At 59.5% G+C, this 15,136-nt stretch carries 11 protein-coding genes; all 11 read right to left on the bottom strand.

What is annotated here, in order from left to right; all coding sequences use genetic code 11:
* Positions 1 to 197 precede the first annotated feature (197 nt).
* The 11 genes from ACM6JQ_RS28085 to ACM6JQ_RS28035 all read right to left on the bottom strand — a co-directional run bounded on the left by ACM6JQ_RS28085 (position 198) and on the right by ACM6JQ_RS28035 (position 14,410).
* On the bottom strand, positions 198 to 494 hold the full coding sequence (locus tag ACM6JQ_RS28085; RefSeq protein WP_007909909.1) for a DUF2845 domain-containing protein: 297 nt from the start codon (positions 492 to 494) through the stop codon (positions 198 to 200).
* Positions 494 to 3,445 (bottom strand): DUF748 domain-containing protein, encoded by a 2,952-nt coding sequence (locus ACM6JQ_RS28080; protein ID WP_414895051.1) that lies wholly within the window; start codon positions 3,443 to 3,445, stop codon positions 494 to 496. The genes ACM6JQ_RS28085 and ACM6JQ_RS28080 overlap by 1 nt, the downstream gene beginning before the upstream one ends.
* Positions 3,446 to 3,644: 199 nt before the next feature.
* Complete coding sequence (locus ACM6JQ_RS28075) at positions 3,645 to 4,661, bottom strand: class I SAM-dependent rRNA methyltransferase (protein WP_414895050.1); 1,017 nt, start codon at positions 4,659 to 4,661, stop codon at positions 3,645 to 3,647.
* Between the two features lie 139 nt (positions 4,662 to 4,800).
* Entirely contained in the window at positions 4,801 to 5,673 is an 873-nt protein-coding gene (locus tag ACM6JQ_RS28070) for an oxygenase MpaB family protein (RefSeq protein ID WP_414895049.1), read from the bottom strand.
* 51 nt (positions 5,674 to 5,724) lie between these two features.
* Positions 5,725 to 7,662 carry an acetate--CoA ligase gene (gene acs, locus ACM6JQ_RS28065; protein ID WP_414895048.1) on the bottom strand — a complete coding sequence of 646 codons (1,938 nt, stop codon included), beginning with the start codon at positions 7,660 to 7,662 and terminating at the stop codon, positions 5,725 to 5,727.
* Between the two features lie 320 nt (positions 7,663 to 7,982).
* The gene (gene pgi, locus ACM6JQ_RS28060; RefSeq protein WP_007909914.1) at positions 7,983 to 9,647 is read right to left on the bottom strand and encodes a glucose-6-phosphate isomerase; all 1,665 of its coding nucleotides are present in this window, start codon (positions 9,645 to 9,647) and stop codon (positions 7,983 to 7,985) included.
* Positions 9,648 to 9,878: 231 nt separating this feature from the next.
* Positions 9,879 to 10,259 carry an aspartate 1-decarboxylase gene (panD, locus tag ACM6JQ_RS28055; protein ID WP_003205654.1) on the bottom strand — a complete coding sequence of 127 codons (381 nt, stop codon included), beginning with the start codon at positions 10,257 to 10,259 and terminating at the stop codon, positions 9,879 to 9,881.
* 210 nt (positions 10,260 to 10,469) lie between these two features.
* Positions 10,470 to 11,330, bottom strand: coding sequence for a pantoate--beta-alanine ligase (gene panC, locus ACM6JQ_RS28050; RefSeq protein WP_007909915.1), 861 nt, complete (start codon positions 11,328 to 11,330; stop codon positions 10,470 to 10,472).
* Positions 11,327 to 12,127, bottom strand: coding sequence for a 3-methyl-2-oxobutanoate hydroxymethyltransferase (gene panB, locus ACM6JQ_RS28045; RefSeq protein WP_007909916.1), 801 nt, complete (start codon positions 12,125 to 12,127; stop codon positions 11,327 to 11,329). Before panB ends, panC begins: the two co-directional genes overlap by 4 nt.
* 389 nt (positions 12,128 to 12,516) lie before the next feature.
* Positions 12,517 to 13,002, bottom strand: a complete 486-nt coding sequence (folK, locus tag ACM6JQ_RS28040) for a 2-amino-4-hydroxy-6-hydroxymethyldihydropteridine diphosphokinase (protein ID WP_414895047.1) — start codon at positions 13,000 to 13,002, stop codon at positions 12,517 to 12,519.
* A gap of 4 nt (positions 13,003 to 13,006) precedes the next feature.
* Positions 13,007 to 14,410 carry a polynucleotide adenylyltransferase PcnB gene (locus ACM6JQ_RS28035; protein ID WP_007909918.1) on the bottom strand — a complete coding sequence of 468 codons (1,404 nt, stop codon included), beginning with the start codon at positions 14,408 to 14,410 and terminating at the stop codon, positions 13,007 to 13,009.
* Positions 14,411 to 15,136 lie beyond the last annotated feature (726 nt).

Here is a 15,136-nt window from a genome sequence, read left to right as displayed (position 1 = left end):
GACGGGCCGAGCAATACGTCTGCCGCAACTTTAGAGTTCATGCGAACGGTCACACGGAGGTGACCATTACGGGCCCCGGCACTTGTGTCGGGGCCTGTTCTATTTTTAGAAGCAAAAGATCGCAGCCTTCGGCAGCTCCTACAGGGAAATGCATTCCAGATTGTAGGAGCTGCCGAAGGCTGCGATCTTTTGCTTTTTCAGTTGCCGCGTTTGCTGTTGATCTGCCGCAGGCGATTGCCTTCGAAGCGCAGGTATTGATACATGCCGTTGCTCGGGCCGTAAGTCCATTCCTCGACCTGAAACTCCTCGCGGCGATTGGCGCTGCGCTTGTAGCCCAACACATCACGGCTGACCGGCTCACCGCATTTCTGCAGGACTTCGCTGGACCGGTCGCCAAGGCTGATCAATTGACTGCCGCAGCGCAGCGTATCGGACGCCGAGGCGTGACTGGCCGCGAGCGTCATTGCGAGCAAGGCCAGCCACTGAAGTTTCATCACTCGGCATCCAGGTGCATTTGCGTGACCACGCGGCCATCGCTTTCGGCTTCGCCAAGGTTGGCGTCGATGAAGTACACGCGGTCGTCTGCCAGTTGGCCTTTATCAACCAGATAATCCTTGATGCTGCTGGCACGGTCCTGACCCAACTGACGCAACAGCACGTCGCTGCCACTCCAGAACTTGATCACGCCTTCGCGCATTTTCGCCGTACGTTCTTCCTTGCCCAGATCCTTCCATTCCGCCGGTGGCTGGGTTTTCAGGCGGGTGCGGTAAATGCCTTCGAGCAGCGGACCTTTCTCGCTGTCCGGCACTTGCAGCAACGACGCCTGCGCCGGGACTTTATCGCCGCGACGCTGGAGCATCTTGTAGTAGTTGTACTGGTATTCACGTTCCAGACGCTGCTCGGCGAGCAATGGGCCATCGCTGCTTTGCGCGGCAGTACCCTCGATTTCCAGGCGCAGTGCCGGACGTTCCTTCAGTGCTTGGGACAGCTTGATCAGCGCCGCTTCGGCATCCTTGCTCAACTCGCTGGAGCCGGGCGCAAACGACACAGTGCCAAGGTCTTGCGAACCGCCGCCACTGGTCAACCCGCCGATCATTTTGAATGGCGCGGCGGCGGCTTTGACGATCAGGTTGCGCAGGGTCTGCCAGACGATCGGCATCACGCTGAATTGCGGGTTGTTCAAGTCGCCGGTCACCGGCAATTCGATGGAGATCTTGCCGTCGACGTCCTTGAGCAGGGCAATCGCCAGTTTCAGCGGCAGGCTCACGGCATCCGGGCTGTCGACTTTTTCGCCGAGCTGCAATTGTTCGACCACCACTTTGTTTTCGGCTTTGAGCTGGCCCTTGGTGATCAGGTAATGCAGGTCGAGGTTGAGCCGACCCTTGCGAATGCGGTAACCGGCGAATTTGCCGGAGTAGGGCGTCAACGTCGTCAGTTCGACCCGTTTGAAACTGGTGGCGATGTCGAGGCTGGCCATCGGGTCGAACGGATTGACCGCGCCCTTGATGGTCACCGGTGCATAGCGGTCGACCTTGCCTTTGATGTCGACGCTGGCCGGTTTTGCCTGGCGGCTGTCGATGGTGCCGATCTGGCCGTTGAGCTGCTGCACGGCGGTGGCGAAGTTCGGCGTCAGGCTGAAATCGGCGAAGTTGGCCGAGCCGTCATTGATCGCGATGCCACCGATGTGAATGCCCAGCGGTTTTTCGTTGCTGGCTGGTTTGGCTGCTGTGCTTTTTGCGCCACTGTCAGCGGGCTGCGGGATCAGCAGATCATCAATGTTGGTGGTGCGATCGTCGTTGATCATGAACCGCACATAAGGCTGGAACAGGTTGACCCTGTCGATCGACAGACTGTCGCCGTGCTGATAATTCAGGCCTTCGACCACCACTTGCTGCCACTTGAGGAAATCGCGGGTTTTCAGGGTGTCGAGGGTGTGCAGTTGATCGATCTGCGCACGACCGGTGACGCTGAGCGCCAGCGGTTCGGTGCTCTTGAGGTTGAGCTTCAGGTCACTGCCGAGCATGCCGCTGCGCAGTTCCAGGCGAATGAAAGGATTGATGTAGGACTGTGCGACGCGCAGGTCGATGTCCTGGGTTTTCACGTTGAGCTGGGCGTTGACCGGGGCGAGATTGACGGTGCCGTCGGCGGTGATCTTGCCTTGCTTGCCCACGCCGCTTTCGAGCTTGAGCTTGAAGGGCGAGCCGTTGAGGCTGTCGAAATCCTGCAGGTCGACGTTGAGTGGGGTGATATCCAGTGCTACTGCCGGTTGGGCCGAGCGGTCGGCCAGATGCACGGTGTAGTTACGCAATTGCACGTCTTTGAGCAGCACTTGCCAAGGCTTGCTTGGCGCAGTCGGTTCAGCTTTCGGCGAGTCGGCAGCGGCGGGCGTGCTGGCAGGTTCTGCGGCGGCTTTGGCGGCCGGTTTCGACGGTTGGCTGGCGAACAGTTTCTGCCAGTCCAGTTGGCCGTCAGCTTCGAGCGCCGCCCAGGTTTCCAGTTTGTTGCTGCGGATCTTGCCGACCACGACTTGTTGCTTGGCCAGATCCAGCGAGGTTTCGCTGATGTCGAGACGTTCGAGTTTTGCCAGTGGGCGTCCATCAGGCGCCTTGATCGCGAAGGGCGCGATGCTCACCGCGACATTGTTCAACTGCAGTTCGGTTTCTTTCGACAGATTGAGTTTGTATTCGCTGCTGAGACTGATCACGCCGTCTTCAAGTACCAGCGGCACCGAGTCTCGCACGTAGGGCCAGAAGGCTTTCATCTTGCCGTCGGTGACTTTCAGGGTGCCTTCGGAAGTGAACGGGATCAGGCTGAAATTGCCACTCCAGTCGATCCGGCCACCGGCCGGGCCGATGGCGACCAGGGTCATGTCGGCGCTGTCTTCGGGCAGGGTGCTGAGGTTTTTCAGCTCGAAGCTGAGATCGTCGTAGAGAAACTCGATGGGTTCGCTGGGGCGCACGTCCTCAAAGTGCACGACGCCGCCGGCCAGTTTGATGTTGTCGATGCGCAGCGGGAACGGTTTGGCGTCCGGGTCGGCTGGTGTCGGCTCACTGGCCGGCACATTGAACAGGCCCAGCAGGTTGAGTTTGCCGTCTTTGGCGAAAAGGATTTCGCTCTTTGGTTTGTCCAGCTCGATGTTGGACAGATGCAGGGCTTTGGTCCACAGGCTGTCGATTTGCAGGTCGGCGTACAGGCGATCGAAGCCGATCTGTTCCTTGCCCGGCTCGCCGATGACCAGTCCCCACAGGGTGACTTCAAGGCTGAACGGGTTGAGCTCGATGCGCTGGATATGCGCAGGCACCGTCGCGTAGGTGGCCAGTTGCTGATTGGCTACCCGCAGAGCGATGCCCGGCAAAATCAGAAACCCCAGCAGGCTGTAGAGGGCCAGAGCAGTCAACAAGGCGCCAATCGCGCGAATCAATCCTTTGGGCATGTGCGGCTTCATCTGTCTGAATCGGAGTGCCTTGGAGTATGGCACGCGATTCTGGTTCCGAAGTACCTCGCATGGAGCAGGATTGTTCAGATTTCTCTCAAAACACAGAACCCCTGTGGGAGCTGGCTTGCCAGCGATGAGGGAATACCAGTCGACAACTTTGTTGACTGACCCACCGCAATCGCTGACAAGCCAGCTCCCACAGGGTTGTTTATAGCTGCAGGATCAGGGTTTTCAGCGGCGGTTGCTGGTCCATGGACGGGAAGTCGGCGCCCGGGGTCATCACGCTCCACTCACGCACCGGTCGCCCGGCCTTCTCGGCGCAGCGCAGCACCTGTTCGCGCCAATCGTCCATGCTGACTTTCGCCAGGTTGTTGCAGCAGATCAGCACGCCGTTGTCGGCGGTGGTCAGCAAGGCCGGTTTGAGCAGGCTCTGATAGTCGCGCAGCAGGTCGACGGTGCCGAATGCGCTCTTGGCCCAAGCGGGCGGATCAAGCAGGACCAGATCGTATTGACGCTGATCGAGGCGCTGGTAGCTCGGCAGTTTCTGTCCACGGCGCTGACTGATCGGCAGACCGGCGAGTTGCCGGATTGCCGGAAAGTAATCGGACTGGATGAACTGCATCTCAGGAAATTGCGGGTTGAGCAGACCGTTTTCGCGTCCGACCGCCAGATTGCCTTCGGCGAAATCCAGGTTGCACACTTCACGCGCGCCACCGGCAGCCGCACTGAGACCGACGCCGCAGGTGTAGGCGAACAGGTTGAGCACGGATTTGCCTTTGGCGTGCTCCTTGACCCAGCCGCGCGTGTTGCGCAGGTCGAGGAACAACAGCGGATCCTGCCCGGCATGACGCCCGCGCACGCGGTAATTGAGGCCCCATTCGTGACCGACCAGATCAACCAGTGCGGCGTCTTCGGCTTTGTAGACGCTGTCTTCACGGTCGATGCGCGAGTTGCCACGGGAGCGGTCGTTGTAGACCAGCAAGGTTTCCAGGCCCAGGGTTTGATTGACCATCGCGTGCAGTTGCAGCAGGTCATCGCGTTCCAGCGTCTGGTGAAAACTCTGCACCAGCAGTTGCGGGCCGTAGCGGTCGATGGTCAGACCGCCGGCGCCTTCCTGGCTGCCGTGGAACAGCCGATAGCAATCGGTGCCCTGACGGTGCAGCTCAGTGAGCAAGTCCTGGCGTTGATCGAGGGCGGCGCGCAGCGCCTGATTCAAGGAAGACATGCGGGCGCCTTGCTGGAGAGAATTGGGGCGCGGGAGTTTAACAGCTTGGCGGGTAACCGAGGTGCTGCCTTCGCGAGCAGGCTCGCTCCCACATGGGAATGCATTCCAAATGTGGGAGCGAGCCTGCTCGTGAAGCTTTTTAGGTCAACAGGCCCATCCGCCGTTTCGCTCGTTGCATCGAACCATTGCGCATCGCCCAACGCAGCATCGGTGCGCTGCGCCTGACGCTGGCGCGAATCAATTGCCGTTGCAGCGAGCTCTGCCGGACATCGAGCATGTCGCTGGCCCAGTCCGGCAGCAGGTCGATGCCGGCCTTCATCATCAAATCACCAAAGGGTCGCGCCAGAACACTCGGCGCCGGTGCTGCGAGCAACAATCGCAAAACCTCGCGGCTGCGTTCATCGCACAACAACTGCGGGCGCATGCGTTGCAGATAGTCGGCCACGGCTTGCCGTGATTTCGGCACATCCCGCGCGCCCAGGCGTTCGGCAATCACGGCGATTTCCGCGTAATAACGATCCTGATCCGCCCCCGACAACTGCGGATTGCGATAACGCAAATGCGCTGCGAGAAAGTTACTCACTTCGGCCACATGCACCCACGTCAGCAAATCCGGGTCGCTCGCCGCGTAGGGCCGACCGTCCGGCGCCGTGCCTACCACTTGCAGGTGAATGGTGCGCACCTTCTCGATCAACCAGTCGGCGTCGCGTCGCGAGCCGAACGTGGTGCCGGAAACAAACTGACTGGTGCGCCGCAAACGCCCGAGCATGTCCTGACGAAAATTCGAATGATCCCAAACCCCGGCCAGTGCCAGCGGATGCAAAGCCTGCAGCAACAACGCGCTGATGCCACCGATCAACATGCTGCTGAAGTCGCCGTGCACTTGCCAACTGACTGAGTCGGGGCCGAACAGGCCGGGGTCGCCCTTGGGGTTTTCCAGGTCGATTTGACCGAGCGACAGCCCGGTCAGGCTCATGAGTTGGTTTTCAATACGACTGCGGATGAATTCCATGACCACTCAGTGCGAAAGGGCGGGCGCGGTCGGCTGACCACGCCCGGGGTGTTACTGATTGAGGCGCTTGTCGATCAGTCCCTGCACCACACTCGGGTCGGCCAAGGTCGAGGTGTCGCCGAGGCTGTCGAGTTCGTTGCAGGCGATCTTGCGCAAGATGCGCCGCATGATCTTGCCTGAACGGGTTTTCGGCAAGGCCGGCGCCCATTGGATCAAGTCGGGTTTGGCGAAGCTGCCGATTTCCTTGCTGACGTGGGCGAGCAATTCTTTTTTCAACTCGTCATTGGGTTCGGTGCCGTTCATGGGCGTGACGAAGGCGTAGATGCCCTGACCTTTGACGTCGTGCGGGTAACCGACCACGGCAGCTTCGGCGATGCTGTCGTGCAGCACCAGCGCGCTTTCCACTTCAGCCGTGCCGATGCGGTGGCCGGAAACGTTAATCACGTCGTCGATGCGCCCGGTGATCCAGTAGTCGCCATCCTCGTCGCGGCGTGCGCCGTCGCCGGTGAAATAGTAGCCGGGGTAGGGTTTGAAATAGGTGTCGACCATTCGCTGCGGGTCGCCATAGACGCTGCGGATCTGCGCCGGCCAACTCGACTTGATCGCCAGCACGCCGCTGCCGGCGCCTTTGATTTCCTTGCCGTGTTCATCGAGCAGCACCGGTTGCACGCCGAACATCGGTTGTGTGGCGCAGCCAGGCTTGATTCGCTGGGCGCTGACCAGTGGGCTGAGCATGATGCCGCCGGTTTCGGTCTGCCACCAGGTGTCGACGATGGGGCAGCGCTGTTCTCCTACGACGTTGAAATACCATTCCCACGCTTCCGGGTTGATTGGCTCGCCGACGCTGCCGAGCAACCTGAGGCTGGCGCGCGAGGTTTCTTTCAATGGTTCGGCACCTTCACGCATCAACGCGCGCAGAGCGGTGGGTGCGGTGTAGAAAATATTGACCTTGTGTTTATCGATGACCTGCCAGAATCGTGAGCTGCTCGGATAACTCGGTACGCCTTCGAACATCAGCGTGGTCGCGCCGTTGGCCAGCGGGCCGTAGACGATATAGCTGTGACCGGTGACCCAGCCGACGTCGGCGGTGCACCAGAACACTTCGCCGTCGCGGTAATCGAGCACGTATTTGAAGGTCATCGCCGCTTGCAGCAAATAGCCGCCGGTAGTGTGCAGCACGCCTTTGGGTTTGCCGGTACTGCCGGAGGTGTAGAGGATGAACAGCGGATCTTCGGCGTCCATCGGTTCTGGCGGGCAATCGTCGCTGACATCGCGCACGGCCTGGTGATACCAGAGATCGCGCCCCTCGACCCAGTCGACCTTGCCTTGGCTGCGCTCGACCACCACGACGGTGCTGACGTCCGGGCAACTTTGCAGGGCTTTGTCGACGTTCTGCTTCAGTGGCACGAACTTGCCGCCGCGCACGCCTTCATCTGCGGTGATCACCGTGCGGCAATCGGCATCGAGAATGCGGTCACGCAGGGAATCAGGGGAGAAACCGCCGAACACCACCGAGTGAATCGCGCCGATCCGCGAACAGGCGAGCATGGCGTACGCGGCTTCGGGGATCATCGGCATGTAGATGCACACCCGGTCACCTTTCTTCACGCCACGGCTTTTCAGCACGTTAGCCAAGCGGCAGACGTGGTGGTGGAGTTTTTTATAAGTGATTTGCGCCGACTCGGCGGGATCGTCGCCTTCCCAGAGCAGGGCGGTCTGCTCGCCGCGCTGTTCCAGGTGACGGTCGATGCAGTTGTAGCTGACGTTCAGTTTGCCCCCGGCAAACCAGGCGGCTTCACCGGTTTTCAGGTCGTAGCGCTGAACGGTCTGCCACGGCGTGCTCCAGTCGAGGAAACGCGTGGCCTGTTCGGCCCAGAAGGCCGTGGGGTGTTCAATGGATTCGCGGTAAAGCCGTCGATACTCATCCTGACTCAATTGCGCAGCCTGGCGGACGGCATCGGCTTTGGGGAACGTGCTGATATCGAACATGACGGTTCCTTATTCTTGTGGTGCGACAAGGATAAAGATGCGCTGATGGGGGGAAGGGATCAAGGCCGCACCTCACCCTACCCCTCTCCCAAAGGGAGAGGGGACTGACCGAGGTGTTTGGGCTTGATACATCGACTTGAAATTCCGGAGTCGAACTCAAGTATTGAAAAGCGTGAAAATCGGCTCCCTTTCCCCCTCTACCCCTTGGGGGAGAGGGCTGGGGTGAGGGGGAAGCGATTTGGCTGCCACCGCGAAATCCACGCCAAACGCCAGACGAAAAAAAGCCCCTGAACTTCAGGGGCTCTCTATCAAGCAACAGATCAACCGCGGTGACGACCGCGGAAGTAGTTGATCAGGCCCTGGGTGGAAGGATCATCAGCAAGGGTTTCATCGCTGCCGACCAGGCGGTTGTAAACGCCTTTGCCCAGTTCCTTGCCCAACTCCACGCCCCATTGGTCGAAGGCGTTGATGCCCCAGACCACGCTCTGTACGAACACTTTGTGCTCATACATGGCAACCAATGCGCCGAGACGACGCGGGCTGATGCGTTCGACCACGATGGTGTTGCTCGGGCGGTTGCCCGGGATCACCTTGTGCGGCGCGAGTTTGTGCACCTGCTCTTCGCTCATGCCCTTGTCGCGCAATTCCTGCTCGGCTTCCGGCAGGGTCTTGCCGAGCATCAGCGCCTGGCTCTGCGACAAGCAGTTGGCGTACAGCCACTGATGGTGGTCGGAGACCGGGTTGAAGCTGACGATCGGCACGATGAAGTCGGCCGGGATCAACTGCGAACCTTGATGCAGCAACTGGTGGTAGGCGTGCTGACCGTTGCAGCCGACGCCGCCCCAGATCACCGGACCGGTATCGGTCGACACCGGCGTGCCGTCCTGACGCACGCTCTTGCCGTTGGATTCCATGTCCAGTTGTTGCAAGTGCTTGGTGATGTTGCGCAGGTAGTGGTCGTACGGCAGGATCGCGTGGCTTTGCGCGCCCCAGAAGTTGCCGTACCAGACACCGAGCAGGGCCAGCAGCACCGGCATGTTCTGTTCGAACGGCGCGGTCTGGAAATGCTGGTCCATGGTGTAGGCGCCGGACAGCAGCTCCTTGAAGTTGGACATGCCGATGGCCAGGGCAATCGGCAAACCGATGGCCGACCACAGCGAGTAACGACCGCCAACCCAGTCCCACATCGGGAAGATGTTTTCTTCACGGATACCGAACGCCACGGCTGCCGCGTTGTTGCTCGATACAGCGATGAAGTGACGATACAGCTCGGCTTCCGAACCGCCCTGTGCCAAGTACCAGGCACGAGCAGCCTGAGCGTTCTTCAGGGTTTCGAGGGTGTTGAACGACTTCGACGAAACAATGAACAGCGTGGTCTCGGCGCGCAGTTTCTGCGTCAGCTCGTGGAATTCGCTGCCGTCGATGTTCGCCAGATAATGGCAACGCACGCCTTTCTGCGCGTACGACAGCAGTGCTTCGGAGACCAGCTCAGGGCCGAGGAACGAGCCACCGATGCCGATGTTGACCACGTCGGTGATCGGCTTCTCGGTGTAACCACGCCACAGACCGTCGTGGATGCGGCCGACCAGATCGGTAATCTGGTTCAGAACCTTGTGGACTTCCGGCATCACGTTGACGCCGTTGACCGACAGTTTGTCGCCTACCGGGCGGCGCAGGGCGGTGTGCAGTGCCGGGCGGCCTTCGGAAGTGTTGACGATTTCGCCTTCAAACAGCGCTTTGATGGCGCCTTTGAGATCGACTTCATTGGCCAGACCGACCAGCAGGTTGCGGGTCTGGGCGTTGATCAAATTCTTCGAATAATCGAGAAACAGTCCGCAGCTGCTAAGGGTGAACTGGTTGAAGCGCTGCGGATCGGCGTTGAAGGCTTCGCGCATGCTGAAATCCTGCATGGCTTGGCGGTGATCTTTCAACGCTTGCCAGGCGGGCAGAGCGGTAACGTCTTGAGGAGTGAGGTAATACGCCATCGCTGCGGTTTTCCTTTTTACTTGAACGGCCTTTTGAACACTGAACAGACCCGGCACGCCATGTTTGGGCATGGGATCAACTGCGTCGACACGATTTCTGGACACAGGGCGAATACAGTAAACCTCGCGCTGCGTTCTGTCTTGACTTTGTCTGACCAGATCCCTGTACTTTTTTAACATCGAGACCGGGAACTGGCCGACAAACGGAGGGGGAGCGGGGCGGTTTCGCGATCAGGCGAGCTGAACCGGGATGGCGTTGCTGGTGTGGCTCAGCTCATTGCCCGGCGCCATGTAAAGCATGCGCGGCTTGAAATTGACCAGCTCGGCTTCGCTGTAATGGGCGTAGGCACAAATGATCACGCGGTCGCCAACCTTGGCCTTGTGTGCAGCGGCGCCGTTGACGGAGATCATCCGCGAGCCTTCTTCGCCACGAATCGCGTAGGTGGTGAAACGCTCGCCGTTGTCGACGTTGTAAATCTGGATCTGCTCGTATTCACGGATGCCGGACAAGTCCAGCCACTCGCCATCGATGGCGCACGAACCTTCGTAATCGAGCACCGCATGAGTGACTTCGGCGCGGTGCAGTTTGGCCTTGAGCATGATCGCGTGCATGAGGGTTTTCCCGGGTTGGAATCGAACGGCGGGCAGTGTGCCCGAAGGCTTTGAGGGCGGCAATACAGCTGGAATGCAATCTTCATGACGCTGAAAAACACTGTAGGAGTGAGCCTGCTCGCGATAGCGGTGTGTCATTCAACACTAATGCTGACTGACACACCGCTATCGCGAGCAGGCTCACTCCTACAGGGGGTATTGCGGTGTAGGTTAAACCGGGGTATCGAGATTCAGGTGCAGGTTATCGATCAACCGCGTAGTGCCGAGGAATGCGGCCACCAGAATCACCAGATCACGGTCTTCAGCCGTCGCCGGACGCAGGGTCAGGGCGTGGCGGATTTCCAGGTAATCCGGACGCAACCCAGATGCCTCCAGCAGTTGCTGCTGAGCACTGATCAACGCCGGGAAATCCCGTTCGCCTTGCTTGATCGACTCGGCAATGTTGCTCAGGCTGCGATAAACCACCGGGGCCACCGCACGTTGTTCTTCGCTGAGGAAGCCATTGCGCGAGGACAGCGCCAGGCCGTCGGCGGCACGCACAGTCGGTTCGCCAATGATCTGGATCGGCATGTTCAAGTCGTGCACCAGGGCGCGAATCACCGCCAGTTGCTGATAATCCTTCTGGCCGAAAATCGCCAGATCCGGCTGGACCATGTTGAACAGCTTGCTGACCACGGTCGCCACGCCTTCAAAGTGCCCCGGACGGCTGGCGCCGCACAGGCCTTCGGACAATTGCGGCACGCTGACCCGAGTCTGTCCGGCCATGCCGTCGGGGTACATTTCTTCGACCGTCGGGGCGAAGAGCAGGGAGCAACCGGCTTCGAGCAGCTTCTCCTGATCCGCTGCCAACGTGCGCGGGTATTTATCGAGGTCTTCGCCGGCGCCGAATTGCAGCGGATTGACGAAAATGCTCGCGACCACGAAATCCACACGTTGCGTGGCTTTGGTGATCAGTGCAACGTGACCGCTGTGCAGATTGCCCATGGTCGGCACGAAGCCGATGCGCTTGCCTTCGCTACGGGCGCGGGCGACAGCGGCGCGCAGTTCGCGTACGGTTTTAACGGTGTTCATGCAGAGAATCCGTGTTCGATGCCAGGGAACGTGGTGGCTTTGACTTCGTTGACGTAAGCCTTCAGCGCGGACTGGATGCTGTCCTGACCCTGCATGAAGTTCTTCACGAACTTCGGCACGCGGCCAGTGATCGACAGGCCGAGCATGTCGTGCAGCACCAATACTTGACCGTCGGTGGCGTTACCGGCGCCGATCCCGATCACCGGAATCTTCACTGCCTGGCTGATTTCAGCGGCCAGTTCACTCGGCACGCATTCGAGCAGCAGCATCGCCGCGCCGGCCTGTTCCAGCGAAATCGCGTCAGCGCGCATCTGCCGTGCCTGGTTCTCGTTGCGACCCTGCACTTTATAGCCGCCAAGAATGTTCACCGCTTGCGGGGTCAGGCCCATGTGCGCGCACACCGGTACACCGCGTTCGGCGAGCAGACGGATCGACTCGGCGAGCCACAACTGACCTTCGACCTTGACCATGTGCGCACCGGCCTGCATCAGCATGGCGCTGTTGGTCATGGTTTGTTCAAGGGTGGCGTTGGCCATGAACGGCAGGTCGGCGAGGATCAGGGCATCAGTGTTGCCGCGTTTGACGCAAGCGGTGTGGTAGGCCATTTCTGCGGTGGTCACCGGCAACGTGCTGTCGTGACCTTGCAGGACCATGCCGAGGGAGTCGCCCACCAGCAGCACTTCGACACCGGCCTCATTACAGGCGTGGGCGAAGGTCGCGTCATAGCAGGTCAGCATGGTGATCTTTTCACCTTTCTGCTTGAGGCTCTGGAGCGTGGTCAGGGTGATGGCTGGCATGTAAAAAATCCTCGTTCAGGCGCTCTGGAAACTACTGCGAGTAACGCGCGTGATTCTTCATCTACTCAGGCGCACGCTCTTTTGTCGTGCTTATAAGGCCTGGATTGCGCCCGTATGTGCCGGGTTGGCGGCAGCGGGACGCCTATAGTCGTGATGAGCCAACAGGAAGTCAATTGCGTGTGTTACCGCATTGTTACGAGGGGAGTGTTACCGCCGTTACTGATGCGATTCAGCGGCGCGGCGGGCCTGATTCGAGGGGGGGTTGTCCGACAATAAATCTGGATATGGAAAGCTATTCCTGTAGGAGCTGCGGAACGCTGCGATCTTTTGATCTTGATTTTGAAGATCAAAAGATCGCAGCGTTCCGCAGCTCCTACAAGGGATTTATGTCAGGCGTGGGGGAGGCGTTCCAAGCCGACGAACGGGCAGGCTGCCAGCAGATCGGAGAGGTTGCGGCCATCGGCCAGGCGCAGGTCCTGTGGGGCCAGTTCGGCGAGCGGATACAACACGAACGCGCGTTCCTGAATCTGGTAATGCGGGACTTTCAGGCGCGGCTCGTCGATCAGTAGATCGCCGAACAGCAGAATATCCAGATCCAGCGTACGAGGCCCCCAACGCTCAAGGCGTTCGCGACCTTGATCGTTTTCGATGGCTTGCAGCGCGTCGAGCAGTGCAATCGGCGCAAGATCGCTGTCGAGCGCCGCGACCGCGTTGGTGTAACGCGGCTGGCCCGGCAGCAATGAATCGCTTTGATAAAAGGCAGAAACGCCAGCGAGCAGGGTCTGCGGCAATTGCCCCAGCGCCTCGACGGCGCTGCGCAATTGTTCGGCCGGGTCAGCGAGGTTGCTGCCCATGCCGATGTAGATGCGTTCCATGCCTTTACTCGCCTGTCGAAGCGCTCGGTGCGCCGGCGCGTTTGCGCTTGGAACCGCTGCTGCGGCGACGTTTACGCGGCGCGCCACTGGCGTCATCACCTTTACCGCTGAGGTCGCGGATCATGTCGCGACGCTCGCTGTCGTTGGCGTCCTGATAATCCGTCCACCATTCGCCCAGGCCATCGGTTTCCTCGCCAGCGCTTTCACGCAGCAGCAGGAAGTCGTAACCGGCACGGAAACGCGGGTTGTCCAGCAACAGGTCGGCACGTTTGCCGCTGCGCCGTGGCAGACGCTCCTGCATGTCCCAGATCTCGCGGATCGGCATGGTAAAACGCTTCGGAATCGCAATGCGCTGGCACTGTTCGGCGATCAGTTCGTGAGCGCCTTCCTGCATCGCCGGAATCGGCGGCATGCCACGTTCCTGCAAGCGCAACACGCGGGCCGGCAGGGCAGGCCACAACAGCGCGGCAAACAGGAACGCCGGGGTTACCGGTTTGTTCTGCTTGATGCGCAGGTCGGTGTTGGTCAGCGCTTCGCTGATCAGCGTGTGCGTGTACTCCGGGTTGTGTTCCAGCGCATCGGCACTGGCCGGGAACAATGGGGCGAACAGCTGCAGATCAACCAGCATTTCGAAAGTGATCGCACCGTGTCCCGAGAGGAACAGCTTGAGCACTTCTTCGAACAGACGCGCCGACGGGATCTCGCGCAGCATTGGCGCCAGTTCACGGATCGGCTGCACGGTGTGCTTTTCAATGCCGAAATTGAGCTTGGCGGCGAAACGCACCGCGCGCAGCATGCGCACCGGGTCTTCCTGGTAACGCTGCTTCGGATCACCGATCAAGCGGATCAGGTGGTTGCGGATATCGTGTACGCCGTTGGCGTAATCGAGGATGCGCTCGCTGACCGGATCGTAATACAGGGCGTTGATGGTGAAGTCGCGGCGTTGCGCGTCTTCTTCCAGGGTGCCGTAAACGTTGTCGCGCAGAATCCGCCCGCTCTCGTTACGCGAAGACTGGTTGCTGTCTTCGTCGTCTTCGTTGACCGGGTGGTTGGCGCGGAAGGTCGCGACTTCGATGATTTCGCGGCCGAAATGGATATGCACCAATTTGAAGCGGCGACCGATGATCCGCGCATTGCGGAATTCGGCACGGACTTGCTCGGGGGTGGCGCTGGTGGCGACGTCGAAATCCTTGGGCGTGATGCCCAGCAGCATGTCACGCACGCAACCGCCGACCAGATAAGCCTGGTAACCGGCACCTTGCAGGCGTTCGACGATATTCACCGCATAGCGGCTGAATTGCGTTTTCTGCAGCGAATGTTGGCCGCTGTTGAGCACTTCAGGGGTGCTGCGGATGTGTTGCGTACGACGCACGGGAGCTCGGAATGACTGGAACAACTTCTTCAGCATGGGATGCACTGTTTGAAGGAATGTTCGGCCATACCAAAGAATGACCGCATGATGGGCGCAGATTCTAGCATTTAGTCGGGGGATGGTGTAGGACACGGCCGATTTGAGCTGCAAGCCGCAGGCTACAGGCATCGCGCACGATAAAAAGGGGGGATTTTGCTACGAGGAGAAACTACAAGGGGAGCCGAAGCTCCCCAAGAAGTAGTTGCGTGCTCTTTTTATTATTGATTCGGGCTTCTTGTTTTTGTTGAGTGCCCTCGCCACGAAGTGTTTCCTTCGTGACCCTCCCAATCGGGAGCCAAGAGCAAACGGATTGCTTTGGTCGCTGAATTGCAGTGATCTCTCGATCCAACCAGTACAGGCTCTGTCTTAGGACAGTTTTTGTTGTTCTCGGCCTGGTCGTGGGGCAAGCCCCAAATACAACGCCTCTCCAAAAGAATCAGTTAGCTGCGCCTCTCGCCGTCTTGTTTTTATTGTGCGTGAGTCGATTCGTCTTATTTTTATTGTCTTGTGCATTGCTTGTTATTGTTCTTGTACTGAACATATAGCAGGTGCCGTGCCAACTTTTGCGAAACCCAATAAAACAAGGGGTTAGGTCGATATAACCGTTTTGTCGGGGCGAAAAAAAGCCGGGGTTTCGTTACCGATAACCCCGGCTTCTGTTACGTGAATCGACTGAGGTAACAGTTTTTTCACATCTTCAAGCGTTACCCGCACACTCGACAG

This window comes from Pseudomonas sp. IT-232MI5, assembly GCF_949767845.1.
In the GTDB taxonomy this organism is placed as follows: domain Bacteria; phylum Pseudomonadota; class Gammaproteobacteria; order Pseudomonadales; family Pseudomonadaceae; genus Aquipseudomonas.
The sequence above is the reverse complement of the archived record's forward strand: the minus strand, read 5'-3'. Positions and strand labels throughout refer to the sequence as shown.

Coding starts and splice junctions, on each gene's coding strand:
- ACM6JQ_RS28085 (WP_007909909.1), bottom strand. CDS start 494: ATGAAACTTCAGTGGCTGGCCTTGCTCGCAATGACGCTCGCGGCCAGT.
- ACM6JQ_RS28080 (WP_414895051.1), bottom strand. CDS start 3,445: ATGAAGCCGCACATGCCCAAAGGATTGATTCGCGCGATTGGCGCCTTG.
- ACM6JQ_RS28075 (WP_414895050.1), bottom strand. CDS start 4,661: ATGTCTTCCTTGAATCAGGCGCTGCGCGCCGCCCTCGATCAACGCCAG.
- ACM6JQ_RS28070 (WP_414895049.1), bottom strand. CDS start 5,673: ATGGAATTCATCCGCAGTCGTATTGAAAACCAACTCATGAGCCTGACC.
- acs (WP_414895048.1), bottom strand. CDS start 7,662: ATGTTCGATATCAGCACGTTCCCCAAAGCCGATGCCGTCCGCCAGGCT.
- pgi (WP_007909914.1), bottom strand. CDS start 9,647: ATGGCGTATTACCTCACTCCTCAAGACGTTACCGCTCTGCCCGCCTGG.
- panD (WP_003205654.1), bottom strand. CDS start 10,259: ATGCACGCGATCATGCTCAAGGCCAAACTGCACCGCGCCGAAGTCACT.
- panC (WP_007909915.1), bottom strand. CDS start 11,330: ATGAACACCGTTAAAACCGTACGCGAACTGCGCGCCGCTGTCGCCCGC.
- panB (WP_007909916.1), bottom strand. CDS start 12,127: ATGCCAGCCATCACCCTGACCACGCTCCAGAGCCTCAAGCAGAAAGGT.
- folK (WP_414895047.1), bottom strand. CDS start 13,002: ATGGAACGCATCTACATCGGCATGGGCAGCAACCTCGCTGACCCGGCC.
- ACM6JQ_RS28035 (WP_007909918.1), bottom strand. CDS start 14,410: ATGCTGAAGAAGTTGTTCCAGTCATTCCGAGCTCCCGTGCGTCGTACG.